The following is a 26,287-nucleotide window of genomic DNA, read 5'->3' on the forward strand; positions in this document are numbered from 1 at the left end:
CGGATCAGCCCTCCACCACTTCGAGGCCCATCGCGCGAGCGGAGCCTTCGATCGTCTTCGTTGCCGCGTCGATATCGTTCGCGTTCAGGTCCTTCATCTTGGCCTGGGCGATTTCCGCGAGCTTGGAGCGCGCGATCGTCCCCGCACTGATCTTGCCCGGCTCCTTGGAACCCGACTTCAGATTGGCGGCCTTCTTGATGAGGTAAGACGCCGGGGGCGTCTTGGTCGCGAACGAGAAGCTGCGGTCGGCATAGACGGTGATGACGGTCGGGAGCGGGGTGCCCACTTCCTGGTCGCCGGTCGACGCGTTGAACGCCTTGCAGAATTCCATGATGTTCACGCCGCGCTGACCCAGCGCGGGGCCGATCGGCGGCGACGGGTTGGCCTTGCCGGCCGGAACCTGCAGCTTGATGTAACCGGTAATCTTCTTCGCCATGATGATCTCCTATGGCTTAGCGGTACATGCGGCAGGTTTGACGCTGCCTCCCGCGGACTGATCCGGGTAGAACCCGGAAACCTGGAACAGGACGTTGCGTCCCGCTGAAACTATCTTGCGGAGTTGTCAAAGTTGCGGTGTTCGAAGCACCTTACTTTGCGCGTTCCACCTGTTCGAATTCGAGTTCGACCGGGGTGGCGCGACCGAAGATCGACACCGACACCTTGACGCGACCGCGGTCGAAATCGAGTTCCTCGACCAGACCGTTGAAGCTGGCGAACGGACCGTCGAGGACCTTCACCGAATCACCGATCTCGTAATCGACCTTCAGCTTGGCCTTCGGTGCGGCGACCGCGGCTTCTTCCTTGGTGTTCAGGATGCGGGCGGCTTCGGCTTCGCTGATCGGCTGGGGCTTGCCCGACGAGCCGAGGAAGCCGGTGACCTTCGCGGTGTTCTTGACGAGGTGATAGACCTGGTCGCTCATGTCGAGCTTGGCCAGCACGTAGCCGGGGAAGAACTTGCGGTCCGACGTGACCTTTTTCCCGCGGCGGACCTCGGTGATCTTCTCGGTCGGCACTTCGACCGATTCGACGAGATGTTCCAGCCCGAGCCGGGTCGCGTCGGCGAGGATCGCTTCGCGCACCTTGTTCTCGAAACCGGAATAGGCGTGGATGATGTACCAGCGGGACATGCTCTACCTTAACCCTTGCTCGCCAGCGACAGCAGGAACTGCACGATCTGGCTGAAGATCGCATCGACGCCGAAGAAGAACAGGCCGAGCGTCAGCGTCATGATGACCACCATGATGGCGGTCGTGACGGTTTCCTTGCGGGACGGCCACACCACCTTGGCGGTTTCGGCGCGGACCTGCCGGATGAATTCGCCGGGATTAACCTTGGCCATGTCCAACCTTCGCGAAACGACGATAACGAGGCACACGCACCCTTTCGGACCCTATCAGGCCCCGAAGGTGCGCCCGCCTCGTCTTCATTCTTACCGACCCGAACATCCACCCGGTGGGGTGGCAGGAGTAGGGGGACTCGAACCCACGGCCCTCGGTTTTGGAGACCGATGCTCTACCAACTGAGCTATACTCCTCCGGGTCGGAAGAAGGGCGTGCTTAGCGGGCGCTGCGCCCGAGTGCAAGCATGGCGTGACGGTTCACGCGACCGAACGGCGCGCGTCGGCCGGCGATATGATCGCACAGCGCGTCACGAGCCCGCGTGCGTCGTCCGCCGCCATCGGCGAACCGGCGAAATGCCCCTGGATCCGGTCGAGCCCGAGCGCCCGCATCCGGGTGAGGTCCGCATGGCTTTCCGCTCCCTCCGCCACGGTGGCGACGCCAAGCGCGTCGGCCATGGCGACGCCGGCCCGCACGATCGCGAGGCTTTCCCGGCTGCCGTCCGCCGCGCCGCGCACGAACCGGGTGTCGATCTTGATCGCGGAGAAGCGGCCGTACCGGATGTGGTCGAGTGCGGTGTAGCCGACCCCGAAATCATCGAGCGCCAGCCGGACGCCGAGCGACTGGACCGCATCCAGCACCGCGACGATCGCCGGATCTTCCTTCAGGAAGAAGGATTCGGACACTTCCAGTTCGAGCCGGTGCGCTTCCAGTCCGGCATGCGACAGCGCGGACAGCACGGTCGATGCGAACTGGCGATCGTGGAGCTGCGCCAGCGCCAGATTGACCGACAGCCGGATATCGTCGGGCCAGGACGCCGCTTCGAGGCAGGCGGTGCGCAGGACCCATTCGCCGATCCGCCCGGCCAGCCGCGCCTCCTCCGCCACAGGCAGGAAGTCGACGGGTGGCACGTCGCCCAGCGTCGGATGGTTCCAGCGGATCAGCGCCTCGAAACTTTCGATGACCCCGGTCGCGGTGGATACGACGGGTTGGTAGACGAGCCGGAACTGGTCGCCGCCCTCGATCGCCTCGCGCAGCGCGGTTTCCATCGCACGGCGGCGTTCGGCCTGGATCAGCAGCGAGGGATCGTAGCGCCGCAGCGTGCCGCGGCCGTCGTCCTTTGCCCGGTACAGTGCGAGATCGGCATTGCGGACGAGCGTTTCGACCGAGCGTCCGTCCCGCGGGGCGAGGCCCGAGCCGATGCTGGCCCCGATCCGGATGACGTTGCCGTCGATTTCGAACGGCGTGCCGAGTGCGGCGATCACGTTGCCGCCCATCCGTTCGATCGCGCCGGGCGTGACGCGCGCGATGAGGATCGCGAATTCGTCGCCCCCCAGGCGACCGCAGATATCGTCATCGGCGATCAGGCCGCGCAGCCGTTCCGCGACCAGTTTCAGCAGCCGATCGCCGATCGGATGACCCAATGTGTCGTTGACCGGCTTGAACTTGTCGAGATCGATCAGCAGCAGCGCGCAGGGTTGCCGATCGCCGAGGGCACGACCGATGCTGGCCCGCAACGAATCCATGAATTCCCGCCGATTGGGCAGACCGGTCAATGCGTCGAAGCGCGCCAGCCGATCGATCTTTTCCGCCGACCGGCGTTGTTCGGTAATGTCGGACCCGACGCCGCGATAACCGAGAAAGGCACCGTCGCCGTCGAACCGCGGGGCGGCGGACAGGCTCCAGGAGCGGACCTCGCCGCCGATCGTAATTTCGAACACAAGGTCGGAGAAGCGTTCACGGCCGTTCATCGTCTGGACGAGGTGGCGCAGCGCGCTGGTGCCGTCGGTGCCGCCGGTGCCGCGGCCCGGATTGTCGGACAGCAGGCGGAGCAGCGGCACCCCTTCAAGCTCGGTCGGTTCACAGCCGGCGGCATGCGCGAAACGCGCCGATACCGACACCAGCCGCTTGGCGCTGTCGACCTGCCACAGCCAGTCGGCACCGCTGTCTTCCGCTTCGCGCAGCAGCAGCCGGACGACCTCGCTCTTGTCCTCCAGCGCCTGATCCGCCCAGTGGCGGGCGATGAAGGCGCGCGCGGTGCCCAGGCCGCTTGCCGCCAGCAGCGCCGCGTAGAAGGGCGGCAGCAACGCCAGCGACGGCGACCCGGTGCGGGCGAGCATGATCGACAGGCCGATCGATGCGGGCGCCAGATACAACAGCAAAATCGCCGGGACCGAGCCGGTGGTGAGTGCGGCAAGCGCCATCAGCGCGCAGGACAGCAGGCAGGCGGCCAGTTGCTGGTCCGTGCCGCCGCCGATCGCGAAGACGGCGGGCGGCAGTGCCCATAGCAGGCCGAGCCCGATACTGCGGCTGCCGTGGCGAAGCAGACCGTCCGGGGCGCCCGCACGGCCGGACGGCGCGCGCAGGGCAGCCGACCCGAGCAGGACGACGTTCGCGGCCAGCCAGCCGAGCAGGTGCAGACGCGGAACCGACGTGGCGAACAGCACCGCGGCAAGCAGTGCCGCGGCACCGAAGGCAAGCGATGTCATCGGCAGGGCGCCAGTGAGTTCGGCATATTGCGCCGCCCGGACCTGCCGCCAGTTCGGCAGATCGGGATCCGCGAATCCGACGATGACGCGCCAGGATCGGGCAGCGGGGGGAATGGTGTGCGGGTCGGTCATATCCGGACCGGTATGGCGGCTGTTCGTTTATGATCGGTAAGTGAAAATCCAAAGTTTTCGAACGCTTCCCGACAGAAACGAAATGCCGCCGCGCGGTCCGATCCGGTCAGGCGGCGACCGCATAGGGCTGGATCTCGCCCGACAGATACAGGTTGCGGGCCTTCGCGCGGCTGAGCTTTCCCGAACTGGTGCGTGGCAGGGTCTTGGGCGGAACGAGTTCGATGACGCAGTTCATGCCGGTGATGGCGCGGACGCGGTCGCGGATCTCCTCGCGCAGGCGGGCACGTTCGCTGTTGTCGGACGTGCGGCACTGGACCAGCACGGCCGGCGTCTCCTCGCCACCCGGCGTCGTGATGGCAAAGGCGGCGATGTCGCCGGCCTTGAAGCCCGGCAGCTGTTCCACCGCCCATTCGATATCCTGCGGCCAGTGATTCTTGCCGTTGATGATGATCATGTCCTTGGCCCGGCCCACGATGTAGACGTAGCCGTCCGACAGGTAGCCCATGTCGCCGGTGTCGAGCCAGCCATCGACCAGACAGGCGGACGTGGCCTCGGGATCGCGGAAATAGCTGTGCATGACCGATGCGCCGCGACACCAGACCTTGCCGATCGCGCGGTCGGGCAACGATGCGCCGTCCTCTTCGCGGATCTGGATCTCCATTCCGCGTGCCGGGCGGCCGCAATTGACGATCGCACGGTAGCGTTGCGGCCGGTCGCACGCGGCGTCGCCCCCGGACAGCTCGGTTTCCTCGACCAGTTCGACCACGATGCCTTCGCCCGGCGGCATGATCGACACGGCCAGCGTCGCCTCCGCCAGCCCGTAGGACGGCAGGAAGGCGGAGGCCTGGAACCCGGCATCGGCGAACGCATCGACGAAGCTCTGCATCACGTCCGGGCGGATCATGTCGGCGCCGTTGCCCGCCACGCGCCAGCGCGACAGATCGAACCGGTCCGACGCGCGCGTCTGGCTGGACATGCGGCGTGCGCAGATGTCGTAGCCGAAGGTGGGCGAATAGCTGAGCGTCGTACCGGGGTTGCGGCTGATGAGGTCGAGCCACGCCAGCGGGCGGCGGGCGAAATCCTCGGTCTTCAGATAGTCGGCAGAAACCTGGTTGGCGACCGGCGACAGCAGGCAGCCGACCAGACCCATGTCGTGATACCAGGGCAGCCACGACACGCAGCGGTCGCCGGTGCGCACCTCCATGCCGATCGAATGGGCGGCCAGGTTGCTGAGCAGCGCTTCGTGCGTGACGGCGACGCCGTGCGGGAAGCGGGTCGATCCGCTGCTATATTGCAGATAGGCGATGTCGGCAGGGTCGGCCACCGGGAAGATGATGTCCGACGGCGCATCGCGCGTGGCGAACGCTTCCCACGACAGGCCTTCGACGCCGCAGCGATCGGCGGCTGCGGCAGCCATCGTCGCCAGTTCGGCGGGGTAGAACAGCATGCGCGGATCGGAACTACCGAGCTGGACCGCAAGCTGATCAATGTAGCTGTCACGCCCGCCGAAGGAGGTGGGAAGGGGAAGCGGGACCGGCCATGCGCCGGCGATCACCGTGCCGAAGAACAATGCCGCGAAATCCGGACCGGTTTCGGCGAGCATCGCGATGCGGTCGCCCGGCGCGACGCCGGCCGCGATCAGCCGGCGGGCGACATCCTGCGCATCGGCGCGCAGTTCGGCATAGGGATAGGCGCGTGTCAGTTGCCCGCGCGGATCGTGGAAGTTCAGCCCGCAGGTGCCGGCCGCCGCATAGTCGAGCGCATCGCCGAGGGTTGCGAAATCCGCGAACCGGCGCACCCGGCCACCGTCGCTGGGCGTAGCGTCGCGCGCGTCCTTCGCCATGTCCGCAACCTTGTCGAGCACTCAGTCCAGCTCCCGTCCCCGTCACCGCCGCGCACACCGTCTGGCGCGGTCGGTTCCAATTTGCATAAAGTCGTCGGGCACGTTCAAATTCCGACCCGACTGTGGCACAAACATGGCGCGTGGCACGACATTCATCAAACCGCAACCCGGACAGGGTCCGCCCGCCGCTGGACCGCGAAGCCCTGGAGCGACTCGCACTGCACTATCTGGGGCGGTATGCGACGACCCGCGCGAAGCTGGCCGCCTATCTGAACCGCAAGCTGGACGAGCGCGGCTGGGCGGAGGCGGGGACCGGGATGGACGGCGCGCCGGGTGCGCCGCGGCCGGTCGACGCGATCGTCGCGCAGATGGCAGAGCTGGGCTATGTCGACGATCGGGTATTTGCCGAGATGCGCAGCGCGGCGCTGGGCCGACGGGGGTATGGGCGGCGGCGGCAGGTCGATGCGTTGCGGGCAGCAGGCGTGGGCGACGAGGACCGCGACGCCGCGCTGGCGGCGGCGGACCAGGACGGTGGCGCTGGCGGTGGCAGTTTTGGCGTCGGTTTTCGTGACGATCATGACGACCGTGACGACCATGATCGCGAGGAGGAGGGGCGCACGAGCCGCGACCATGCCGCCGCGCTGGCGTTCGCGCGGCGCAAGCGAATCGGTCCGTTCGCCACCGGGCCGACCGACCCGGACGTACGACGCAAAGCGCTGGCGGCGATGATGCGGGCGGGGCATGATTATGGCCTGGCGCGCCGGATGATCGATTGCGCGCCCGGCGAAGTGCCCGAGATTTAGGTCGTGCGCCGCGGGACGCTTGCATCCGCGCGGCTTTCATGGTGCGTTCGGTACAGCTGCGGGCCGGGGGCTGTCCGTCGCGGGTAAACGGGGCGTGCAAGCGATGGGGGGCGACACCATGATGCCGGCCGAGGGCGCGGCCGGGGCAGGCATGCCGGCCGATATGCTTGCGCCGGGCGATATCGCCGGCGCGCTGGATCTGGCCGACATGGCCGCGGACGAATCGGCGATATCCGGCGTCGTGAAATGGTTCGACATGACGCGCGGGTTCGGTTTCATGGTGGGCGACGACGGGGCGGGCGACGTGCTGCTGCATTTTTCGGTGTTGCGCGACCATGGCCGCCGCACCCTGCCCGAAGGGACGCGGGTTGCGTGCATCGCGTCACGCCGCGAACGCGGCCTGCAGGCGCGGCGCGTGCTGACGATCGACATGAGCTGCGCCACCGGTCCCGACGCGGACATGATCGCGCAGCGCCAGCGGATGCGGACCGACCCGACCCATCTGGAGGCGGAGGCCAGCCCGTTCGAACCGGTGACGATCAAGTGGTTCAACCGGCTCAAAGGCTATGGCTTCGTCCTGCGCGACGGGGACATGAGCGACGTGTTCCTGCATATGGAAGTCGTGCGGCGCGCGGGTTTCGACCAGCTGATGCCGGACCAGCGGCTGCGGGCCCGGATCGCGACGGGGCCGAAGGGGCCGGTGGCGGTGGTACTGGCCGAGTAGGCGCACCCGATCCGGGGGGGGGGTCGGTCGGGCAGGCTCTGCGCCATTGCAGGGCGCGGGCATCGCGGCTAAGCCGCCAGACATGACAGTCCTTGGCAGCATCTTCACCTGGTGGAACGGCGCGACGATCGGAACGCGGCGGCACACGCGGCGGTTCGGTGGCGAAGTGGGGCAGGACATGCTCGGCAACGTGTATTTCCAGGCGAAGAAGCCGGATTCGCGCGGGCTGTTGCGTCGCTGGGTGATCTACAACGGCGCGAACGACGCCAGCCGGGTGCCGCCGGAATGGCATGGCTGGTTGCACAACACGATCGAGGAGGTCCCGGAAAAGGGATTGCCGGCCGCCCGCGTGTGGGAAAAGGCGCCCTTGCCCAACCTGACCGGAACACGCGACGCCTATCGCCCGGCCGGGTCGCTGGACGCAGGCGGCAGACGGGCCGCGGCGACCGGCGATTATGAGGCCTGGAGCCCGGATCAGGCATGAAGACGGTCGTGCGGGAAAACGGCGTCGAGGCGCTGGTCGGTTTTGCAGTATTGGTGGTTGCGATCTGGTTCGCGCTGTTCGCGTGGGGCCGGACCGGAGGCGGCGGGGCGGCAGATGCGATCCACGTCAGCGCGATGTTCCCCAACGCCAGCGGCGTGACGGTGGGCACCGACGTGCGCGTCGCGGGCCTAAAGATCGGCAGCGTGACCGGGCAGAAGCTTGATGCCGCCAGCTATCAGGTGTCGATCACGCTGGCGCTGGACCCGACGGTGAAGCTGCCGTCCGACAGCAGCGCGGCAATCACGTCCGAAGGGCTGCTGGGCGGTACGTTCATCGCGTTGCAGCCGGGCGGATCGACCGAAATGCTGAAGGACGGCAGCGTCATCCTCGACACGCAGGGATCGGTCGACCTGATGGGTCTGATCGGTTCGTTCATCAACCGCCCGGCCGCCCCCGCAGCCGACGCGCCGGCCGACGCGGCGGCAACGCCGACGCCGTGAAGACCATCGCGGCCGGGGCCGTGATCGCCGCCGGGCTGGGTCTGGCCGCGTGGACCGGTGTATCGGCGTTGCAGGGGCGGGAAGCGGCGCCGCCGCAAACCGCGGCACCGCGGGCATCGCCCGAAGCAGGATCCGCGACGCCGCCACTTTCGCCGTCCCGGCAACGGCAGGCCGCCAGGGCCGGCGCCACGGCGACTGTCGAGCCGCCGTCGAAGGTCGCGACGCCGATGGCACAACGGGTTGGGGTGCTGGGCGTGCTGAACAAGCGCAACGGCCTGTCGCGCGACCTGTCGCTGATGCCCGGCCAGGCGGTGCGGCTCGGCGATCTGGTCGTGCGGTTGCGCGCGTGCGAGGAAACCGCGCCGTGGGAAGCCGAGCATATGACCGGCGCGTTCGTGCAGACCGACGTGCTGGGCCGCGATGCGAAATGGCGGCGGGTGTTTTCCGGCTGGCTCTACAAGGAGTCGCCGTCGCTGAACGCGGTGCAGCACCCGATCTACGACGTCTGGCCCAAAAGCTGCACGATGCGGTTTCCCGATACCGGGCCGGAAACGGTCGCGGCCGGGTCCGACGCGGCGGCGGCATCGTTGGCCGGGTCAGCGAGACGGTCCAGCGCGCGGAAGTCCCCGACCACGCGCCCGCCCGTCGAACCGACGCCCAGCGCCCCGTCCAGCAACGAGACATAGGCCGCGCGCGCAATCTCGATCGCGCCGAGCGATGCCAGATGATCGGTGATGAACTGGCAGTCGAGCAACCGGTAACCGCCGACGCGTAGTCGCGCGACGAGGTGGGCGAGGGCGACCTTGGACGCATCGCGCCGCCGGCTGAACATGCTTTCGCCGAAGAACGCGCCGCCCAGCGTCACGCCGTAAAGCCCGCCGACCAGCGCACCGTCGACCCAGGTCTCCACCGAATGGGCATGGCCACGCGCGTGGAGCGCGGCATAGGCGCGCTCGATCTGCGGGTTGATCCAGGTATCGGGCCGGTCGTCCGTGCTTTGCGCGCACTGCGCCACGACATCGGCGAAGGCGGTATCGGCGGTGACCGTGAAACGGTCCGAACGCAGCGTCTTGGCCAGCGACCGCGACAGGCGGAACCCGTCGAGCGGCAGGACCCCCCGCTTGCGCGGTTCGACCCAATAGATGTCGCGCGCATCGCGGCTGTCCGCCATCGGAAACACCCCGATCGCATAGGCGCGCAGCAGCAGGTCCGGATCGAGCGCAGTCATGCTGTCCAGAATGGCGGTCAGCGGGCGGGTTGGGAAGGGCTAGGGGCGGAATGAGGTGATTTGTCCGGGCACGGGCGGGTGATCGGGGGGCTTTGAGGGACGAGCTGTCGGATTGGCTGTGGGTGCAGCGGTCCTTGACGGTACGTCCCCGAGCCAAATCCGTCACCCCGGCGGAGGCCGGGGTCTTGTTTTAGGTGGATGTCAGCGCAAGCAAGGTGGAGATCCCGGCTTTCGCCGGGACGACGGGGTGGTCGGGCTTTCTGTCTTGCCTCCTCCGGCGCTGATCGCGACTACTTGCGGGCGCTGGCGGTCTTGTCGCGTTCGGCCTTGAACTCGCTGTCGGCGCTCCAGTTGGGCCAGACGGTGCCAGTGGCGAGGTCGCGGCCAACGGCGTAGAGCAGGCCGAGGTCGGCGGTCATGCCGGACAGGTTCCAGCTCGCGCTCCATTCGTCGGCGGGTTGGTGGTAGCGATCCCTGGTATAGGCCTGCGCGAACGCCTCGCCCGCCGCGGCGCCGCCGGTGACCAGATCGCTGCCGCCGTCGAACGAGACGGCGGGGACGCCGCGCTTGGCCATTGGGAAGTGATCGGAGCGGTAGAAGCCGCCGGCCTCCGGATGCGGTTCGGGCGAGAAGGTGCGGTTGCGCTTGGCGCCTTCGGCGGTCAGCATGTCGAGCAGGCCAAGCTTCGCGCTGCCCGAAATCCCGAAGTCGCGCGCCGGACCGGCGACCGCCATCGAATCCATGTTGAGAACGCCGACGGTCTTGCCGAGCGGGTAGACTGGGTTGGCGGCGTAATATTCGGAGCCGAGCAGACCCTTCTCCTCCGCCGTGACCGCGAGGAAGACGAGCGAGCGTGCGGTGCGCGGGGCCTTTGCGAAGGTGCGGCCGAGTTCGAGCAGCGCGGCGATGCCGGTCGCGTTGTCGACCGCGCCGTTATAGATGCGGTCGCCCTTCGCATCGGGCGCGCCGACGCCGAGATGGTCCCAGTGCGCGGAGTAGATGACGGTTTCGTCGGCCCGGGTGGTGCCGGGCAGGCGGCCGAGGACGTTCTTCGACGTGATGACCTGTGCATCGACCGCATAGTTGGCGGCGAGCGTGGCCTTCAGCGGCACGGCGCGGAAGTCGCGGGTGCGGGCCTTGGCCTTCTCCGCATCGAAATCGAGGCCGGACGCCTTGAACAGCGTGACGGCGAGGTCGCGCTGTATCCAGCCTTCCAGCGGCGTGTGGCTGGCAGCGGGGTTCTGCCGGACGATGTCGAACATCGTATTGGTGTTGCTGTTCTTGACGGTGGCCCAGCCATAGGAGGCGGGCGCGGTTTCGTGGACGATCAGGATGCCCGCGGCCCCGCGGCGGGCGGCTTCCTCATATTTGTAGGTCCAGCGACCATAATAGGTCATCGCCTTGCCGCCGAAATCGCCGTCGCCGGTTTCGAAATCGGGGTCGTTGACGAGGACGACGGCGATCTTGCCCTTCAGGTCCTGCCCCTTGAAGTCGTCCCACTTCCGTTCCGGCGCGGTGACGCCGTAACCGACGAAGACAAGCGGGGCGTCGGCGATCGATACGGACTTCTGCCCCGTCAGCGCGGCGCGGACGGCGATCTGGTCGCCTTGGGTCAGCGGCGTGGGCGTGCCGGCGATCGCCATCGACAGCGTGGGGGAGCCGGTGATCTGCGAACGGAGGAGCGGCACGTCCTGCGTCCAGCCGCGCTTGCCGTCGGGGGCGGCGGTGCCGCCGGGCTGGAGGCCGCCGGCCTGCATCTGTTTGACGATGTAGGCGACGGTCTTGGTTTCGCCGAGGGTGGCGGGGCCGCGGCCTTCATAGGAGTCGCTCGACAGTGTCTTGACGTCGGCGGTGATGCGGGCGGGGTCGAAGGTCTGTGCCGCGGCGATGCCGGCGGTGGCGGCGAGAAGCGTGGCGAGGAGGGGACGGTGCATGGGTGACTTTCGTATGGCGTTTGGGGGAAGGTGCAACGGCGGGGCAGGGAACGCAACCGGGGCGGGCGAAGGCTTTCCCGCTTTATAGCGGCGGGCGGGGCGGCTAGACGCCGGCCATGCGCTTCTTCTCAGACAATGCCGCCCCGGTTCATCCGGCCGTGCTCGATGCCATCATGGCCGCCAATGCGGTCGATACCGCCTATGACGGCGATGCGTTGTCCAAAGCGATGGACGGCGCGTTTTCCGCGCTGTTCGAGACCGACGTGACGGCGATGTGGGTGGCGACGGGCACGGCCGCCAACGCACTGGCGCTCGCGGCGCTGGTGCCGCCGCACGGCGGCGTGCTGTGCCACCGCGACGCGCATATCCAGAATGACGAGGGCGGCGCGCCGGAGTTCTACACGCATGGCGCCAAGCTGATGCTTGTCGACGGCGTGGGGGCGAAGCTGGATCCGGCGGGCGTCGCGGCGGCGGCCGATGCGATCGCTGACGACGTCCACCGGGTGCAGCCGCACGCTCTGTCGATCACCAACGCGACCGAATATGGGCTGGTCTACGCGCCGGACGAGGTCGCGGCGCTGGGCGCATTGGCGAAGGAGCGCGGCTGGGGGTTCCATATGGACGGCGCGCGGTTCGGCAATGCGATGGCGCATGCCGGCTGTTCCCCCGCGGACATGACTTGGCGGGCCGGCGTCGACATATTGAGTTTCGGCTTCGTCAAGAATGGCGGGATGGCGGCGGAGGCGCTGGTCTTCTTCGATCGCGGGCTGGCCGCCGATACGCTGCGCCGACGGAAGCGGGCAGGGCATCTGTTGTCGAAGGGGCGGTTCGCGGCGGCGCAGATCCTGGCGCTGGTCGCCGAAGACCGCTGGCTGGATACGGCGCGCGCGGCCAATGCGGGCGCCGCAGCGCTGGGTGCGGCGGCGGGTGCGCGCGCGCTGCATGCCGTGCAGGCGAACGAACTGTTCCTGCGCGCGACGCCGGCGGAGGCCGCGACGTTGCGGGCACAGGGCTTCGACTTTTACGACTGGGCGGCGGGCGAGGTGCGGATGGTGGTGTCGTGGAACCAGCCGGAGGCGGAGATCGCGGCACTGGCCGCGGCGATCGCGGCGCTGTGACTGGTGCATGACCGCCGGATGATCGGGGCATGAGCGCGCCGCCGTTGCCGCAGGCGACCGTCGGGCGCGTGGCGGTGCCGTTCCTGCTGGTAACGCTGATCTGGGGATCGACGTGGCTGGTGATCCGCGACCAGATCGGCGTGGTGCCGGCCAGCTGGTCGGTCACCTACCGGTTCATCGTGGCGACGGTCGCGATGTTCGGCGTCGCGGTGGCGACGCGCGCGCCGCTGCGCATAGGCGGGGCGGGACTGGCCATCGCGGCGGTGGTCGGGTTCTGCCAGTTCTTTGCGAATTTCAACCTGGTGTACCGCGCCGAGGCGTCGGTGACGTCCGGGCTGGTGGCGGTGGTGTTCGGGTTGCTGGTGGTGCCGAACGCAGTGCTGGGGCGCGTGATGCTGGGGCAGAGCCTTTCACGGCCGTTCCTGGCCGGATCGGCGGTGGCGATGGTGGGCGTGGCGATGCTGTTCGACCATGAACTGCGCCGCGGGCCGGGCGCGGGCGGGGGTGCCGACATGGCGGCGGTGGCGGGCGGGATTGCGCTGACGCTGGCCGCGGTGCTGACCGCGTCGATCGCCAATGTGGTGCAGGCGACGCCGGCGGCGCGGCGGGTGGCGGTGATCCCGCTGATCGCATGGGCGATGCTGTTCGGGACGATCGTGGACGGCGGCTATGCCTGGGCCACGGTGGGTGCGCCGGTGATGGAGTGGCGCTGGGGCTATGGCGCGGGGATCGCCTATCTGGGGCTGGCGGGGTCGGCGCTGGCGTTTCCGCTCTATTACCGGGTGATCCGCGCGATCGGGCCGGCGCGGGCGGCCTATTCCAGCGTGCTGGTGCCGGTGATCGCGATGACCCTGTCGACGCTGTTCGAAGGATATCGCTGGTCGGTTCAGGCCGGCGTGGGTTCTGCGCTGGCGATGGCGGGGCTGGTCGTGGCGTTGAGGGCGCGCAACCCGGCGCGGTAGTTGGGAAAGGCGGGGCGCCAGCCGAGGACGCGTTTCGCCTTGCCGTTCGCGACGCGGCGGTTTTCCGCATAGAAGCCGCGCGCCATGGGGGAGAGATTGGCCGCGTCCAGCGATTGCAGCACCGGCCAGGGAACCCCGAGCAGGTCGCAGGCCGCCTCGATCACTGCATTCTGGCTGGACGGCTGGTCGTCTGCGAGATTGTAGACGCCGGGCGGGCCGTCCATGCCTGCCAGGACGCCGGCGACGATGTCGTCGACATGGACGCGGCTGAAGACCTGATCGGGCAGGTCGATGCGGTGCGCGCGGCCTTCGCGGACGCGGTCCAGCGCGGAACGGCCGGGGCCGTAAATGCCGGGCAGGCGGAAGATCTGTGCGCCCGGCAGGGTCTGCCACGCCAGATCGGCGGCCGCGCGCGCGTTGCGGCGGCCGGTGCCGACCGGGGCGGTTTCGTCCACCCATGCGCCGGCCGCGTCGCCATAGACGCCGGTCGAGGACAGATAGCCGAGCCAGCGCGTGCGGAGGAGGGCGGGGCCGTAGCGGTCGAGCACCGGGTCCCGTCCGTCCGTCGGCGGGACGGAGGACAGGATGTGCGTGGCGGCGGCGATTTCGGCGCGGACCACAGGTTCGTCGTCGAACGCGATCGTGTTCGCCGTGGCGGTGCGGCGGGTGGCCGCGATGTGCCAGCCTTCATGGCTCAGCCGGTCGGCAAGGCGGGTGGCGGTGTAGCCGAGGCCGAAGATCAGGAGGCGGGACATGAGACAGCTTTCGTTGCGTGTACGCCCTCTCCCATCGGGGGGAGGGTTGGGTGGGAGAGAGTGGCTTGTGGCTACCTTACCCCAAGCCAAGCCCCCCAACCCGGCCCTCCCCCCGGTGGGGGGAGGGGGAAGATGGTGTTGCCTTGTGAACCCTTTGGCTCCGGCCTAGTTTCGTCGCCATGGATATTCGCACCCAGCCGCTCGCCGCTCCGCCGGTCGCCATTCACCGGGCCGATTATGTGCCGCCCAGCTGGACGGTGCCGGACATCGCGCTCGATTTCGATCTGGACCCGGTGCGGACGCAGGTGACGGGGCGGCTGTCGGTGGTGCGGCAGGGTGCAGGGCCGTTGCGGCTGGATGGCGACGCGCTGGTTGCCGAGACGGTGACGGTGGACGGTACGCCGGCCGAATGGGCGATGGAGGGCGGGCAGCTCGTCATCGACCTTGTCGGCGACGCGCATGTCGTGGAGATCAGCGTCACGATCGCGCCGGAGGCGAATACGCAGCTGATGGGCCTATATGCGTCCGACGGGTTACTGTGCACGCAGTGCGAGGCGGAGGGGTTCCGCCGGATCATGTTCTTCCCCGACCGGCCCGACGTGCTGGCGCGCTATTCGGTGCGGATGACGGCGGACCGGGCGCGGTATCCGGTGCTGCTGTCAAACGGCGACCATGTCGGTTCGGGGACGTTGCCGGACGGGCGGCATTATGCCGAATGGCGCGATCCGTTCCCGAAGCCCAGCTACCTGTTCGCGCTGGTGGCCGGCGACCTGGCGGTTAATCGCGACAGCTTCGTCACAGGGTCGGGCAAGATCGTGGAACTGGGCATCTGGGTGCGCGCGGGCGATCTGGCGCGGACGGACCATGCGATGCACGCGCTGAAGACCGCGATGGCGTGGGACGAGCGCGCCTATGGCCGCGAATATGATCTGGGCGTGTTCAACATCGTCGCGGTGAGCGACTTCAACTTCGGCGCGATGGAGAACAAAGGCCTCAACATCTTCAATTCGCGCTACATATTGGCCGACCCCGATACGGCGACCGACCTGGACTATGACGCGATCGCGACTGTGGTGGCGCATGAATATTTCCACAACTGGTCGGGCAACCGGGTCACGTGTCGCGACTGGTTCCAGCTGTCGCTGAAGGAGGGGTTCACCGTCTTTCGCGACCAGCAATATAGCGCGGACCAGGGTTCGGCGGCGGTCAAGCGGATCGAGGATGTCCGCGTGCTGCGCGCGGCGCAGTTCCCGGAGGACGGCGGGCCGCTGGCCCACCCCATCCGGCCGAACAGCTATATCGAAATCAGCAATTTCTATACCGCGACGATCTACAACAAGGGTGCGGAAGTGATCCGCATGTTGCACACGATGCTGGGCGAAGCGGCGTTCCGGGCCGGATCCGACCTGTATTTCGACCGGCATGACGGGACCGCCGCGACGTGCGAGGATTTCATCGTCGCGATGGAGGACGCGTCGGGCCGCGACCTGAGCCGTTTCCGGCTGTGGTACAGCCAGGCGGGGACACCGCGGGTTCACGCCGCGCTGGACCATGACGCGCCGGGTGGCCGCGCGCGGCTGCGGTTGCAGCAGGCGGTGCCTGCGACGCCGGGTCAACCGCACAAGCAGGCCATGCCGATGCCGCTGCGCATCGCACTGTTCGGCGAACTGTCCGGCACCAAGCTGTTGCCCGAACAGACGGTGATCTTCGACGGGGCGCATCAGGAGATCCTGTTCGAAGGGATCGGGGAGCGGCCGATGCTGTCGATCAACCGCGGCTTCTCCGCACCGGTGACGATCGAGAGCGATCGGTCGGCGGCCGAACTGGCGTTCCTGTCCGCGCATGACGACGATCCGTTCGCGCGGTACGAGGCGATGCAGCAGCTGATGGTCGATACGCTGGTCGAGGACGTCGCGACGGGCACGGCCGACCATGCGGCGGTGATCGCGGCGGTGAAGGCGACGCTGGCCGACCCGGGGCTGGAGCCGGCGTTCGTGGCGGAGGCGGTGACGCTGCCGTCCGAGGCGTATCTGGGCGACCAGATGCTGGTGGTCGATCCGCAGGCGGTGACGCGCGCGTGGGACCGGTTGCGCCGCGCGCTGGGCGAGACGCTGATCGCGGACTGGCGCGGCACGCATGCGGGCATGGCGGCGGCGGGCCATGCCTACACATCGGCGGGCAAGGGGATGCGGCGGCTGCGCGGCGTGGCGCTGGGCTATATCGTGGCGAGTGGGGTGGAGGACGGCCCCGCGCTGGCGGCGGCGCATTTCGCGGCAGCGGACAACATGACCGACCGCCAGACCGGGCTGAGCGCGCTGGCGATGACCGCGTCCGCACAACGCGATGCAGCGTTCGCGGCGTTCCATGCGCGCTATGCCGACAATGGGCTGGTGCTGGACAAATGGTTCCAGACGCAGGCGCTGGCCCCGCGCGACGATACGATCGACGTGGTCGAACGGCTGGCGACGCATCCGGATTTCGTGCTGACCAACCCGAACCGGCTGCGGTCGCTGGTCGGGGCGTTCGCGATCAATCAGCGGGCGTTCCACGACGCGTCAGGGCGCGGATACCGCTTCCTGGGCGACATGGTGGTGACGATGGACCGGCTGAACCCGCAGACTGCGGCAAAGCTGGTCCCGCCGCTCGGCCGCTGGTCGCGGTTCGAGCCGGTGCGGAGCGGGATGATGCGTGCCGAACTGGAGCGCGTGCTGGCGACGCCGGGCCTGTCGAAGGATGTGTTCGAGCAGGTTTCGAAGAGCTTGGGTTGAGGGGGCGGGGTCTTGTTCTGGCTTGGGGTGATGCCTGAGCCGAGGGAGACCCCGGTTTTCGTCCGGATGGTGGCGTGGGATGGCACTGGTGGTGTTCCGCTTGAGTCGTGGATGTTGTCATCCCGACGCGGGCTGGACGCTCGTTGCGCCTTTAGTTGGTGGTCGACCGAAGGGAGATCCCAGCCTTCGCCGGGATGATGGATAAGGTGATCGGAAAGGATTTGCCGGCACCGTCGTGGCCGACGGCGGCGTCGCTCCCCTTCTCCCAACCCTCCCCCCGGTGGGGGGAGGGCTGAAGAACCGTCACCCGCCGATCCAGGTGGCGACTTCGGTCGCGACCTGGTTGGCGGCCTGCGTCAGGGCGGAGGCGATGGTGGGGCCGTCCTCGGTAGTGACGGGTACGCGGGCCTCGAACCGGCGGGTCGCAACGGTGTCGGTCTTGCCGCGGGCAAGCGAGGCGTCGTAGGTGACGACCGCCATGCGGGTGGCGGCATCGAGCCCGAAGGATTGCAGCCGGCCGCCCAGTCGCAGGCCGGGCGTCACGTTGGCGCCGCGCGGTTCGAGCACGACGCGGCCGGTGCGCGCGGTGACCGTTTCGGCCAGCAGGTTGCGGAACAGCCGCGCGGGCGCATCGGTCCACTGCGCATCCTTCACATAGGCGATCTCGGTCGGCGTGGTGCGGACCGGGATGCGAAGCGCGCCGAGTTCGGCCGGTACGCCGGGCACGCCGATCAGGATCGCCTGACCGTCGCTGGCGCTGCGCGCGGTGCCGGGCTGGACCTGTGCGGTGGACGGCAACGCGAGCAGCGAGGCCGGCACTTTGGGACCGAAGCTGCACCCGGTGAGAGCGAGGCCGATCAGGGCGGTGCCGAGCAAGGCGGGGGAGAGGGACAGGCGCATATCAGTTCCTCGGCTTGTAGTCGGGCAGCTTGCCGCCGCCGATCAGGGCGCCCGCGCCGCCGCGGTCGAGCTTGTTGGCGACCGACGTCAGCGATTCGGCCATTTGCGACAGATCGCGAACGAGCTGGTTGGCGTTGGGGATGGTGTCGTTGGTCAGCGTCTTGATGCCGGGGCGGGCCTCGGCCATCGTCGCGTCGATCTGCGCCAGCGTGCGGTTCGCGTTGGCGGCCGCCTTGTTGAAGTTCGCCATGGCAGGGCCGACGTCGCGCTGCATCACGCCGTCCGCCGATGCCGCAAGCCGGCCGATCTGTTCGGCGGCGTCGCCCGCCTGGCGGACCGCGATGCGCGTTTCGACCAGCGTCTGCGCAATTTCGGGACCGCGATCGGCCAGCGAGCCGGACAGCCGGTCCATGTTGGCGAGGATACGCCCGATCGAATTCTGGTTGTTCGGGTTGAGCAACTGCCCCAGCCGGTCGGTCAGCGTGGTGACGCGTTCGAGCAGAACGGGGGCGGAATTGAGCAACTGGCCCAGCGCACCGGGCTTGGTCGGGATGACAGGATAGCCGTCCGGACATTTCGGATCGGATTCCAGGTTCGGGTCGCACGCGATCGGCGGTGCGCCCTTTACCGCGCCGTCCAGATTGATCTGGCTGACCCCGGTGAAGCCGACGCCGGCGATGGTGGCGGTGGTGCCGCGCAGGACCGGTACGCCCTCCTTCACCTTGATCCGCACGCGGACAAATTCGGGCGAGGCGGGCATGATGGCGATATCCTCGACATTGCCGACCGGCACGCCCGAGAAGGCGACGACCGAGCCCTTGGCCAGCCCGTCGACGGAGGACCGGAAGAAGATGTCGAATTTCTGGTCGTTGGGGCCGGAGAAGCCCGCCATCCAGACCAGGAAGCCCAGCGTGATGACCAGCAGCGCCAGCACGACGCCCCCGACCAGAACATGGTTTGATCGGTTTTCCATCAGCCCCTCGCGTCCGCCTGCACGGCCGGCGGAGCGGCGCGGGATGCCCGTTCCTCGGCTTCTTCGTGCAATGTCTCGGCCCCCTTGGCGGCGGTGCGTCCGCGCGGGCCGTTGAAATATTCCTGGATCCACGGCTGGTCGAGCGCCAGCAGTTCCGGGATGGTGCCTACGGCGACGACCTTGCGGTCCGCGATCACCGCCACCCGGTCGCAGATGGCGTAGAGCGTGTCGAGATCGTGCGTGATGAGGAAGACGGTGAGCCCCAGAATGTCCTTCAGGCTCTTGATGAGCGAGTCGAACGCGGCCGCGCCGATCGGATCGAGCCCGGCGGTCGGTTCGTCCAGGAACAGCAGTTCGGGATCGAGCGAGAGCGCGCGGGCAAGGGCGGCGCGCTTCCGCATGCCGCCGGACAGTTCGGACGGATATTTCGGCCCGGCTTCGGGGCCGAGGCCGGACATGGCGATCTTGTAGCCGGCGATCTCGTCCAAGAGGGTCGCATCGAGCCGGCGATAATATTCGCGCAGGGGAACCTGGACGTTTTCCGCGACGGTCAGCGTGGAGAACAGCGCGCCGTTCTGGAACAGCACGCCCCAGCGGCGGCGGACGTTGCGCGCCTCGGTCTCCTCCCGCCCCAGCATCTGTTCGCCGAAGACCGTGACCTCGCCCGCGCTGGGCGTCTGGAGGCCGATGATCGAGCGGAGCAGCACGGACTTGCCCGTGCCGGAGCCGCCGACGACGCCGAGGATCTCGCCGCGCCGGACATCCAGATCGAGATGTTCGTGGACGACCTGTTCGCCGAACTGGTTGCGCAGGCCCCGGACGCAGATGACCATGTCGTCGTCGTGCGGGGCGACGGATGCGGGCACGGCTGGCTTGGCGAGGATCGCGGTCATACCCAGCCGATCGATGCGAAGAACACCGCGAACACGGCGTTGATGATGATGACCAGGAAAATCGACTGGACGACGGCGGACGTCGTGCGCAGGCCGACCGCCTCCGCGCTGCCTTCGACCTGCATGCCCTGGAAACAGCCGGCCATCGCGATGATGAGGCCGAACACCGGCGCCTTGATGAGGCCGGTCAGCACGTCGGTCAGCGGCACGACCTCGCGGATGCGGGTGATGAAGGTGATCGGCGGGATGTCGAGCGAGATCCAGGTGAAAAGCCCGCCGCCAAGCAGCGCCAGCAACGAGGCATAGAAGCCGAGCAGCGGCATGAGGAGGACGGTGGCGAGCACACGGGGGAGGACCAGTGCCTCCATGGGCGAGACGCCGATGGTGCGCATGGCGTCGACCTCCTCCGCCAGCCGCATCGAGCCGATCTGGGCGGCGAAGGCGGAGCCGGACCGACCCGCGACCATGATGGCCGTCATCAGCACGCCCAGTTCGCGGAAGGTGATGCGGCCGATCAGGTTGATGGCGAACACCTCCGCCCCGAACTGGCGAAGCTGGATCGCGCCCTGTTGCGCGATGACGACGCCGATGAGGAAGCTCATGAGGCCGACGATCGCCAGCGCCTCGACGCCCACGACCTCGAACTGGCGGGCGACCGCATTGTAGCGGAAGCGCCGCGGATGGCGGATCACGCCCCAGGCGGCGATCAGCGTGGCGCCGAAGAAGCCGGTAAGCCCGATCAGCGTATGGCCGGCGGTGCAGACCGCGTCGCCAATCTGTTTCAGGACGCGGACGAACGACGGGGTCTTGTCGGGTCGGACCTTGACTGGCTGATCCGCGGCGGCGACCTGTTCCAGCAGGCGGGCGGTGTTGGCATCGGCGCCTTCGACCGGAATGTCGTTGTCGCGCACCAGCCGGTGGACGATCCAGGCGCCGACGGTATCGATCCGTTCGAGGCCGGACAGGTCGATCGCGGTCGGGCGGCCGTCGATCGCGGCGACCCGGTCGGCCACGTCACCCAGCCGGGCGAGCGTCAGGACTCCGCGAAAGCGCAGGACGCCGTTGTCGTTGGTGAAGTCTGCGCCGCTCATGAAAGGAGACGATGACGGCTAAAGGCGAAAGGGGCAAGCATGCGATGCTGATACGTACGATAGCGGACGTTGGTTGCCGTGCGGACAGCGCACCCGCAGCGGTGCGCGGTGTGGCGACCGGAGCCCTTGCCTGCCATCCGGATTGCGTTACGTCCGCCACATGACCGAACTTGCGATCTACGACATGGACCGGACGATCACGCGGACCGGCACCTACACGCCGTTCCTGATCCATGCGGCGCTGCGGCTGGCGCCGTGGCGGTTGCTGCTGGTGCCGTTCGTACCGCTGGCGATGCTGACCTATGTGGCGGGGATCATCGACCGGAAACGGTTGAAGGAAGTGAACCAGCGCCTGTTGCTGGGCGGCGGGGTGTCACCGGCGAAGCTGGCCCCGGTGACGGCGTCGTTCGCGGATGCGGTGATGCGGACCAACATCCACCCGGGCGCGCTGCGGCAGATCGCAGAGGACCGCGCGGCGGGGCGGCGGCTGGTGCTCGCGACCGCGTCGTACCGGCTGTACGTCTCGGCGATCGCCGAACGGCTGGGGTTCGACGATGTCATCGCGACGGGCACGATGCACGGGCTGGACGACCGCATCCTGCCGAAGGTGGACGGCGAGAATTGCTACGGCCCCGCCAAGCTGCGCATGATCGAGGCATGGCTGGGCACGCAGCAGCTGGCGCGGGGCGACGTGCGGGTGCGGTTCTATTCGGACCATGTGTCGGACGGGTGCGTGCTGGACTGGGCCGATGCGCCGTTCGCGGTGAATGCGAGTGCGAAATTGCGGGTGATGGCGGGGCAGAAGGGGTGGCCGTTGCTGGACTGGGGCGTGTGACGACTGAGCCCTCCCCCCACCGGGGGGAGTTTGGTCGCGCCGCCCGTTCTCGTCGTCATCCCAGCGGACGCTGGGATCCACTATCATTACGGTCATGGCTGGACCCGGCGTAGTGATAATGGATTCCAGCGTCCGCTGGAATGACGGTCATAAAGTTTCGGGGTGGAATCACACCGCCCGCAACGCCCGGTCGCAGTCGGCGATGAGGTCGTCGGCGTTTTCGACGCCGATCGAGATGCGGACGAGGTTGTCGGTGATGCCGAGCGCCTGCTTGCGGGCGTCGGGAACGGACAGATGCGTCATGCCGGCCGGGTGGCTGGCGAGCGTTTCAGTGCCGCCCAGGCTGACCGCGAGCTTGGCGATGCGGAGCGCGTCGAGGAAGCGGAAACTCTCCGCCTCGCCGCCTTTCAGGAACAGCGAGAAGGTGGAGCCGCCGCCCATGCAGTGGCGGCGGTAGATATCGCCCTGCCGGCTGGCGGGATCGAGGAAGCCGAGATAACCGACATGTTCGACCTTCGCATGATCGCGCAGGAAGGCGCAGACCTTTGCCGCATTCTCCCCCGCGCGGCTCATGCGCAGTTCAAGCGTTTCGAGCGAGCGGAGCAGCATCCAGGCGGTGTGTGGATCGGTGATCGTGCCGATCGTGTTGCGCATCGACCGGATGACGTCGATCTGCGCCTTCGACCCGACCGCGCCGCCGGCGACGAGATCGCTGTGCCCGCCGGCATATTTGGTGAGCGAATAGAGGACGAGATCCGCGCCGTGACGGAGCGGTTTCTGCCAGAGCGGGCCGAGAAAGGTGTTGTCGATGACGACCGGCGGCTTGTCGGGCAGGTCGGCGAAGATTTCGTTGCGCGATGCCACGACCGCTTCGATATCGACCAGTGCATTGGTGGGGTTGGCGGGACTTTCGAGATAGACCATCGCGACGCGGCCGGCGGCGTGCGCGCGTTCCATGACGGCATCGATTTCCGCGCGGGTCGCACCGGCCGGGAAATCGAGCCAGTTGACGCCGAACCGGCCGAGGATCTTGCCGATCAGCGTTTCGGTGGCCGCATAGAGCGGGGCCGAGTGGACGATCGTGTCACCCGGCCGGCAATGGGCGAGCAGGACGGTGGCGATGGCGGACATGCCGGAGGAGAAGGTGAGCGCGTCCTCCGCATCTTCCCAGATGCCGAGCCGGTCCTCGAGGATTTCCTGGTTGGGGCCGTTGAACCGGGAATAGACCAGCCCCTCCGCGCCGCCGGGACGCTTGCCCGTCACGCCTTCGAAATGGCGTTTGCCGGCCGCGGCCGATTCGAAGACGAAAGTGGAGGTCAGGAAGATCGGCGGTTTCAGCGCGCCTTCGGACAGCATGGGGTCGTAGCCATGGCCCATCATCAGCGTTTCGGGGTGCAGGCGGCGGCCGTCGATGTCGAGCGGTTGCGAGCGCGGGCGGCGGCGCGGGGTGGCACCGGTCAGGTCGGCTTCGGTCGGGGTTTCGGTCGGGACGGTGTCGTCGGACATGGGAATTCCTTCGCTACGCTGTGACCGGGAGGTGGGGTGTTTCGGTCGGGGTTATTAGCCCCTCCCCTGAAGGGGAGGGGCTTAGTAAGGTCTACGCAGCAATCAGGCTGATCTGCCGGCCGTAGCCCGGCTCCGCGCGGTGGGTGGCGCGGCGGTAGCTGTAGAAGCGGTTGGCGAGAGCGTAGGTATCGAGGCCGAGGGCGTCGATACGGGTCACGCCGGCGGTGGCGAGGCGGTGGGTGACGTAGGCTTCGATGTCGAACTGATGATGCGCGTCGCGGCGGCCTTCGCGGAAGAAGCGTTCATTTTCCGGGTCGGCCTGTTCGAACCGGAGGCGGAAGGCGGCGTCGACCTCGTAGGAGGCGCGCGCGATGCAGGGGCCGATCGCGGCGACGATGCGGGTGCGGTCCGCGCCGAGCGCCTCCATGGCGGCCAGCGTCGCATCGGTGACGCCGCCGAGCGCGCCCTTCCAGCCGGCATGGGCCGCCCCCACGATGCCGGCTGCCGGATCCGCGAACAGGACGGGGACGCAATCGGCGGTCAGGATACCGAGCAGCAGGCCGGGCCGGTCGGTGACGAGCGCATCCGCCTGCGGCCGGGCGTCGTCCGGGCAGGCGGCGGTGACGGTGACCGCATCGGCGGAATGGACTTGGTAGAGCGTCACGAGCCGCGTGTCGGGGGCGACCGCGGCGACCGCGCGGCGGCGGTTTTCCGCGATGGCGGCGGGATCGTCCCCCGACCCGAGGCCAACGTTCAGGCCGGCAAGGATACCGGTCGATACGCCCCCGCTGCGGCCCAGGAAGCCGTGGCGGATGCCGTCCAGCGCGGCGGATCGGACGACGTCGATGCTCATCGTCCGTCGGCTTCGCGACCCTGGCGGACGGTGCCTTCCCACGCGAGCGCGTGGCCGACGATCAGGTCGAGATCGTCATGGCGGGGTCGCCACGGAAGCCGTGCGAGGATGGCGCTGTTGTCCGCGATCAGCGCGGCCGGGTCGCCCGCGCGGCGCGGTTCCATGGTGCGGGTGAGCGTGACGCCGGCGACGCGGTCGACCGCGTCCAGCACCTCCAGCACCGAGAAGCCGCGGCCATAGCCGCAATTGAGCGTCAGGTTCTCGCCGGGCGAGGCCTCCAGCGCCTCCAGCGCGTGGAGATGCGCGTCGGCCAGGTCGGTGACGTGGATATAGTCGCGCACGCCGGTGCCGTCCGCCGTGTCGAAGTCCGTGCCGAACACCGCGACTGCGGGGCGCTTGCCAAGCGCGGCTTCGGACGCGATCTTGATGAGGTGGGTGGCGCCGGCGGTGGATTGCCCGGCGCGACCCTGCGGATCGGCGCCGGCGACGTTGAAGTAACGGAGCGCGCAATAGGTTATCGGGTGCGCGGCGGCGACGTCGGCCAGCATCTGTTCCGACATCAGTTTCGACATGCCGTAGGGGTTGATCGGACGCTTGGGGTCGTCCTCCCGAACCGGCACCCGCTCGGGCGTGCCATAGGTGGCGGCGGTGGAGGAGAACAGGAAATGCCGTACCCTGCCGGCGACCGCGGATTCGATCAGGGTGCGCGTCGCGGCGGTGTTGTTGCGATAATATTTGAGCGGGTCGGACACCGATTCCGGCACGACCACGGAGCCGGCGAAGTGCAGGATGGCGTGGACCCGGTGATCGGCGATGACGCGGGCGACGAGATCCGGATCGGACACGTCGCCTTGCACGAAGGCGGCGCGCGGATCGACCGCATCGGCGAAACCGGTGACGAGATTGTCGAGGACGACGACCTTCCGCCCTGCATCGAGCAGCGCCAGCACCGCGTGGCTGCCGATATAACCGGCGCCGCCGGTGACGAGGACGGTGCCGTTTACGGTGGTCGGGTCGGTCATGCGGCGCTCCGGCGGCTCGGGTTCGGGGCGGTCTTAGGGCGTGGCGCGTGCGGAGGGAATAGCAGGGGTCGCGGCGCGCACCTGCGTCGCGATCGCTGCGATGGCACGCGGATAGGAGGGGGTGGCGCAGGTGACGAGCGCGCCGGGCACATGCAGCCGGCGGGCGGGCGGCACGGCGCGGGCGACGGCGGGATGGACCAGCAGTTCGGTTCCCCGGTCGCGGACCGGGCCGTCCTCCGCGAACAGGAAGTCGGGCGGGGTGGCGACGAGCCGTTCGACCGACAGCCGCGACAGGGCCGGACGACCGAGCCGGGTGGCAAGGTTCACCAGGCCCGCGCGGCGCAGCATGTCGTCCACCAGCGTGCCGCCGCCGGTCAGGAAGCCGCCGCGCTGCCAATAGGCGGCGGTCCTGCCGCGACCGGGCGGGGGCCCTAGCGCCCGCAGTTCGGCATCCATCCGGGCGGTGAGCGCGCGACCGCGCGCGGGGTGGCCGACGAGCGCCGCCACCTGCGCGATGGTGGCGCGGATACCGGGATAGTCGGACGCGTCGGGCACGTCGACGATGCGGACACCGCGACCCTTGAGCAGTGCGGCGACCTCGGACCGCCGCCAGGGGCTGGTGACGACCATATCGGGGCGCAACGCCAGCAGTTCCTCCGCGGTGCCGCGGCTGATGGGGAGCGTTGCGGCCTGCGCCGCGACGGTGGACATGGCGGGATCGCGCGCGAAACGGGTGAGCGCCGCGATCTGCCCGCGATCGGCCAGCGCCACGAGATACTGGTCGGCGCACAGGTTGAGCGAGACGATCCGCAGCGGGCGAGGCGATGCGGCGGTTGCCGACAGGGGGAGCAGCGCGGCGAGCGCGGCGAGGGGGAGGTGACGGCGGGCCATGCCGGTGGCGATGGGCGTTGCGGGGCGGCGGCGCAAGCTGTGGATGCGGGGTGGCGTCGTTGCATCTTTCCAACGTGGCGAAGCAGGGTGTCGGCCGTCTCGGCTGCGCTCGACGGGTCCCTCGACTTCGCTCGGGATGGGCGGGTTGTGTGGCTTTGCTTCGGGTTGGGTGGGGCGTGGGCCTATGCGAAACCTGGACCTGCCAGAAGATCGCTTCCGGGACCGCAAAACCACGTCATCCCGGAC

Annotated in this window: 24 protein-coding genes, 1 tRNA gene and 1 pseudogene; 9 read left to right on the top strand and 17 right to left on the bottom strand. The window is 68.4% G+C overall.

All coding sequences use genetic code 11. The features are described 5' to 3' along the window. Positions 1–4 precede the first annotated feature (4 nt). The 6 genes from rplK to BKY59_RS16385 all read right to left on the bottom strand — a co-directional run bounded on the left by rplK (position 5) and on the right by BKY59_RS16385 (position 5,801). Positions 5–436, bottom strand: a complete 432-nt coding sequence (gene rplK, locus BKY59_RS16360; protein ID WP_076073197.1) for a 50S ribosomal protein L11 — start codon at positions 434–436, stop codon at positions 5–7. A 151-nt stretch (positions 437–587) separates the two neighbouring features. Next, the gene (gene nusG, locus BKY59_RS16365; protein ID WP_076073198.1) at positions 588–1,127 is read right to left on the bottom strand and encodes a transcription termination/antitermination protein NusG; all 540 of its coding nucleotides are present in this window, start codon (positions 1,125–1,127) and stop codon (positions 588–590) included. 8 nt (positions 1,128–1,135) lie between these two features. Beyond that, positions 1,136–1,339, bottom strand: a complete 204-nt coding sequence (gene secE / locus BKY59_RS16370; protein WP_076073199.1) for a preprotein translocase subunit SecE — start codon at positions 1,337–1,339, stop codon at positions 1,136–1,138. Between the two features lie 119 nt (positions 1,340–1,458). Then, positions 1,459–1,534, bottom strand: a tRNA-Trp gene (locus tag BKY59_RS16375). A gap of 63 nt (positions 1,535–1,597) precedes the next feature. Then, positions 1,598–3,958, bottom strand: coding sequence for a putative bifunctional diguanylate cyclase/phosphodiesterase (locus BKY59_RS16380; RefSeq protein WP_083672207.1), 2,361 nt, complete (start codon positions 3,956–3,958; stop codon positions 1,598–1,600). Positions 3,959–4,064: 106 nt separating this feature from the next. Further along, a complete protein-coding gene (locus tag BKY59_RS16385) occupies positions 4,065–5,801 on the bottom strand; it encodes a fatty acyl-AMP ligase (protein WP_076073200.1) in 1,737 nt (578 codons plus the stop codon). 140 nt (positions 5,802–5,941) lie between these two features. Between BKY59_RS16385 and BKY59_RS16390 the strand changes: the two genes are divergently transcribed. The 5 genes and pseudogenes from BKY59_RS16390 to BKY59_RS18165 all read left to right on the top strand — a co-directional run. Beyond that, on the top strand, positions 5,942–6,604 hold the full coding sequence (locus BKY59_RS16390) for a RecX family transcriptional regulator (protein ID WP_240500154.1): 663 nt from the start codon (positions 5,942–5,944) through the stop codon (positions 6,602–6,604). 103 nt (positions 6,605–6,707) lie between these two features. Continuing rightward, entirely contained in the window at positions 6,708–7,328 is a 621-nt protein-coding gene (locus BKY59_RS16395; RefSeq protein WP_240500155.1) for a cold-shock protein, read from the top strand. Positions 7,329–7,410: 82 nt separating this feature from the next. Next, on the top strand, positions 7,411–7,812 hold the full coding sequence (locus tag BKY59_RS16400; RefSeq protein WP_076073202.1) for an NADH:ubiquinone oxidoreductase subunit NDUFA12: 402 nt from the start codon (positions 7,411–7,413) through the stop codon (positions 7,810–7,812). Further along, the gene (mlaD, locus tag BKY59_RS16405; RefSeq protein ID WP_076073203.1) at positions 7,809–8,312 is read left to right on the top strand and encodes an outer membrane lipid asymmetry maintenance protein MlaD; all 504 of its coding nucleotides are present in this window, start codon (positions 7,809–7,811) and stop codon (positions 8,310–8,312) included. Before BKY59_RS16400 ends, mlaD begins: the two co-directional genes overlap by 4 nt. Before the next feature lie 296 nt (positions 8,313–8,608). Then, positions 8,609–8,773: pseudogene (locus BKY59_RS18165) on the top strand (DUF2155 domain-containing protein); the annotation flags it as partial. A gap of 35 nt (positions 8,774–8,808) precedes the next feature. Here BKY59_RS18165 and aat read toward each other — a convergent pair. Together aat and BKY59_RS16420 are read right to left on the bottom strand one after the other, a co-directional pair. After that, positions 8,809–9,540 (bottom strand): leucyl/phenylalanyl-tRNA--protein transferase, encoded by a 732-nt coding sequence (gene aat, locus BKY59_RS16415; RefSeq protein ID WP_076073205.1) that lies wholly within the window; start codon positions 9,538–9,540, stop codon positions 8,809–8,811. Between the two features lie 290 nt (positions 9,541–9,830). Continuing rightward, positions 9,831–11,474, bottom strand: a complete 1,644-nt coding sequence (locus BKY59_RS16420; RefSeq protein WP_076073206.1) for a M28 family metallopeptidase — start codon at positions 11,472–11,474, stop codon at positions 9,831–9,833. Between the two features lie 116 nt (positions 11,475–11,590). Here BKY59_RS16420 and BKY59_RS16425 point away from each other — a divergent pair, with 116 nt between their 5' ends. Beyond that, positions 11,591–12,592: a threonine aldolase family protein gene (locus BKY59_RS16425; RefSeq protein ID WP_076073207.1), complete on the top strand. Its 1,002-nt coding sequence runs from the start codon at positions 11,591–11,593 to the stop codon at positions 12,590–12,592. A 29-nt stretch (positions 12,593–12,621) separates the two neighbouring features. Further along, positions 12,622–13,554: a DMT family transporter gene (locus BKY59_RS16430; RefSeq protein ID WP_076073208.1), complete on the top strand. Its 933-nt coding sequence runs from the start codon at positions 12,622–12,624 to the stop codon at positions 13,552–13,554. Here the strand turns inward: BKY59_RS16430 and BKY59_RS16435 are convergent. Next, positions 13,479–14,309, bottom strand: coding sequence for a Rossmann-fold NAD(P)-binding domain-containing protein (locus tag BKY59_RS16435; protein WP_076073209.1), 831 nt, complete (start codon positions 14,307–14,309; stop codon positions 13,479–13,481). The genes BKY59_RS16430 and BKY59_RS16435 overlap by 76 nt on opposite strands. 179 nt (positions 14,310–14,488) lie before the next feature. Here BKY59_RS16435 and pepN point away from each other — a divergent pair, with 179 nt between their 5' ends. After that, positions 14,489–17,077: an aminopeptidase N gene (gene pepN / locus BKY59_RS16440; protein WP_076073210.1), complete on the top strand. Its 2,589-nt coding sequence runs from the start codon at positions 14,489–14,491 to the stop codon at positions 17,075–17,077. A 303-nt stretch (positions 17,078–17,380) separates the two neighbouring features. Here pepN and BKY59_RS16445 read toward each other — a convergent pair whose 3' ends face one another. The 4 genes from BKY59_RS16445 to BKY59_RS16460 are packed head-to-tail and all read right to left on the bottom strand — an operon-like array spanning position 17,381 to position 20,934. Next, positions 17,381–17,977, bottom strand: a complete 597-nt coding sequence (locus BKY59_RS16445; RefSeq protein ID WP_076073211.1) for an ABC-type transport auxiliary lipoprotein family protein — start codon at positions 17,975–17,977, stop codon at positions 17,381–17,383. A gap of 1 nt (position 17,978) precedes the next feature. After that, complete coding sequence (locus BKY59_RS16450) at positions 17,979–18,950, bottom strand: MlaD family protein (RefSeq protein WP_076073212.1); 972 nt, start codon at positions 18,948–18,950, stop codon at positions 17,979–17,981. Then, complete coding sequence (locus tag BKY59_RS16455; protein ID WP_076073213.1) at positions 18,950–19,843, bottom strand: ABC transporter ATP-binding protein; 894 nt, start codon at positions 19,841–19,843, stop codon at positions 18,950–18,952. The genes BKY59_RS16450 and BKY59_RS16455 overlap by 1 nt, the downstream gene beginning before the upstream one ends. Next, positions 19,840–20,934, bottom strand: coding sequence for an ABC transporter permease (locus BKY59_RS16460; RefSeq protein ID WP_076073214.1), 1,095 nt, complete (start codon positions 20,932–20,934; stop codon positions 19,840–19,842). Before BKY59_RS16460 ends, BKY59_RS16455 begins: the two co-directional genes overlap by 4 nt. A gap of 160 nt (positions 20,935–21,094) precedes the next feature. Between BKY59_RS16460 and BKY59_RS16465 the strand changes: the two genes are divergently transcribed. Next, positions 21,095–21,769 carry an HAD family hydrolase gene (locus BKY59_RS16465; protein WP_076073215.1) on the top strand — a complete coding sequence of 225 codons (675 nt, stop codon included), beginning with the start codon at positions 21,095–21,097 and terminating at the stop codon, positions 21,767–21,769. 168 nt (positions 21,770–21,937) lie between these two features. On the opposite strand, the gene BKY59_RS16470 is transcribed toward BKY59_RS16465, so the two are convergent. From BKY59_RS16470 to BKY59_RS16485, 4 genes are all read right to left on the bottom strand, one after another. Further along, a complete protein-coding gene (locus BKY59_RS16470) occupies positions 21,938–23,275 on the bottom strand; it encodes a cystathionine gamma-synthase family protein (protein WP_076073216.1) in 1,338 nt (445 codons plus the stop codon). 91 nt (positions 23,276–23,366) lie between these two features. Further along, positions 23,367–24,128, bottom strand: coding sequence for a peptidoglycan editing factor PgeF (gene pgeF, locus BKY59_RS16475; RefSeq protein ID WP_076073217.1), 762 nt, complete (start codon positions 24,126–24,128; stop codon positions 23,367–23,369). Continuing rightward, the gene (gene galE, locus BKY59_RS16480; protein ID WP_076073218.1) at positions 24,125–25,150 is read right to left on the bottom strand and encodes a UDP-glucose 4-epimerase GalE; all 1,026 of its coding nucleotides are present in this window, start codon (positions 25,148–25,150) and stop codon (positions 24,125–24,127) included. Before galE ends, pgeF begins: the two co-directional genes overlap by 4 nt. A gap of 33 nt (positions 25,151–25,183) precedes the next feature. Further along, positions 25,184–26,041, bottom strand: a complete 858-nt coding sequence (locus BKY59_RS16485) for an ABC transporter substrate-binding protein (protein WP_076073219.1) — start codon at positions 26,039–26,041, stop codon at positions 25,184–25,186. Between the last annotated feature and the right edge of the window lie 246 nt (positions 26,042–26,287).

Origin of the sequence: Sphingomonas montana, from assembly GCF_001956315.1 — a bacterium.
GTDB lineage: Bacteria > Pseudomonadota > Alphaproteobacteria > Sphingomonadales > Sphingomonadaceae > Sphingomonas_R > Sphingomonas_R montana.

Bases quoted from the DNA above. Each gene is read 5' to 3' on its own strand.
- BKY59_RS16460 (WP_076073214.1), bottom strand. From the start codon at position 20,934: ATGAGCGGCGCAGACTTCACCAACGACAACGGCGTCCTGCGCTTTCGC.
- secE (WP_076073199.1), bottom strand. From the start codon at position 1,339: ATGGCCAAGGTTAATCCCGGCGAATTCATCCGGCAGGTCCGCGCCGAA.
- BKY59_RS16435 (WP_076073209.1), bottom strand. From the start codon at position 14,309: ATGTCCCGCCTCCTGATCTTCGGCCTCGGCTACACCGCCACCCGCCTT.
- BKY59_RS16450 (WP_076073212.1), bottom strand. From the start codon at position 18,950: ATGGAAAACCGATCAAACCATGTTCTGGTCGGGGGCGTCGTGCTGGCG.
- mlaD (WP_076073203.1), top strand. From the start codon at position 7,809: ATGAAGACGGTCGTGCGGGAAAACGGCGTCGAGGCGCTGGTCGGTTTT.
- BKY59_RS16470 (WP_076073216.1), bottom strand. From the start codon at position 23,275: ATGTCCGACGACACCGTCCCGACCGAAACCCCGACCGAAGCCGACCTG.
- aat (WP_076073205.1), bottom strand. From the start codon at position 9,540: ATGACTGCGCTCGATCCGGACCTGCTGCTGCGCGCCTATGCGATCGGG.
- BKY59_RS16445 (WP_076073211.1), bottom strand. From the start codon at position 17,977: ATGCGCCTGTCCCTCTCCCCCGCCTTGCTCGGCACCGCCCTGATCGGC.
- BKY59_RS16380 (WP_083672207.1), bottom strand. From the start codon at position 3,958: ATGACCGACCCGCACACCATTCCCCCCGCTGCCCGATCCTGGCGCGTC.
- BKY59_RS16395 (WP_240500155.1), top strand. From the start codon at position 6,708: ATGGGGGGCGACACCATGATGCCGGCCGAGGGCGCGGCCGGGGCAGGC.
- pepN (WP_076073210.1), top strand. From the start codon at position 14,489: ATGGATATTCGCACCCAGCCGCTCGCCGCTCCGCCGGTCGCCATTCAC.
- nusG (WP_076073198.1), bottom strand. From the start codon at position 1,127: ATGTCCCGCTGGTACATCATCCACGCCTATTCCGGTTTCGAGAACAAG.
- BKY59_RS16420 (WP_076073206.1), bottom strand. From the start codon at position 11,474: ATGCACCGTCCCCTCCTCGCCACGCTTCTCGCCGCCACCGCCGGCATC.
- BKY59_RS16455 (WP_076073213.1), bottom strand. From the start codon at position 19,843: ATGACCGCGATCCTCGCCAAGCCAGCCGTGCCCGCATCCGTCGCCCCG.
- pgeF (WP_076073217.1), bottom strand. From the start codon at position 24,128: ATGAGCATCGACGTCGTCCGATCCGCCGCGCTGGACGGCATCCGCCAC.
- BKY59_RS16465 (WP_076073215.1), top strand. From the start codon at position 21,095: ATGACCGAACTTGCGATCTACGACATGGACCGGACGATCACGCGGACC.
- BKY59_RS16485 (WP_076073219.1), bottom strand. From the start codon at position 26,041: ATGGCCCGCCGTCACCTCCCCCTCGCCGCGCTCGCCGCGCTGCTCCCC.
- rplK (WP_076073197.1), bottom strand. From the start codon at position 436: ATGGCGAAGAAGATTACCGGTTACATCAAGCTGCAGGTTCCGGCCGGC.
- galE (WP_076073218.1), bottom strand. From the start codon at position 25,150: ATGACCGACCCGACCACCGTAAACGGCACCGTCCTCGTCACCGGCGGC.
- BKY59_RS16385 (WP_076073200.1), bottom strand. From the start codon at position 5,801: ATGGCGAAGGACGCGCGCGACGCTACGCCCAGCGACGGTGGCCGGGTG.
- BKY59_RS16425 (WP_076073207.1), top strand. From the start codon at position 11,591: ATGCGCTTCTTCTCAGACAATGCCGCCCCGGTTCATCCGGCCGTGCTC.
- BKY59_RS16430 (WP_076073208.1), top strand. From the start codon at position 12,622: ATGAGCGCGCCGCCGTTGCCGCAGGCGACCGTCGGGCGCGTGGCGGTG.
- BKY59_RS16400 (WP_076073202.1), top strand. From the start codon at position 7,411: ATGACAGTCCTTGGCAGCATCTTCACCTGGTGGAACGGCGCGACGATC.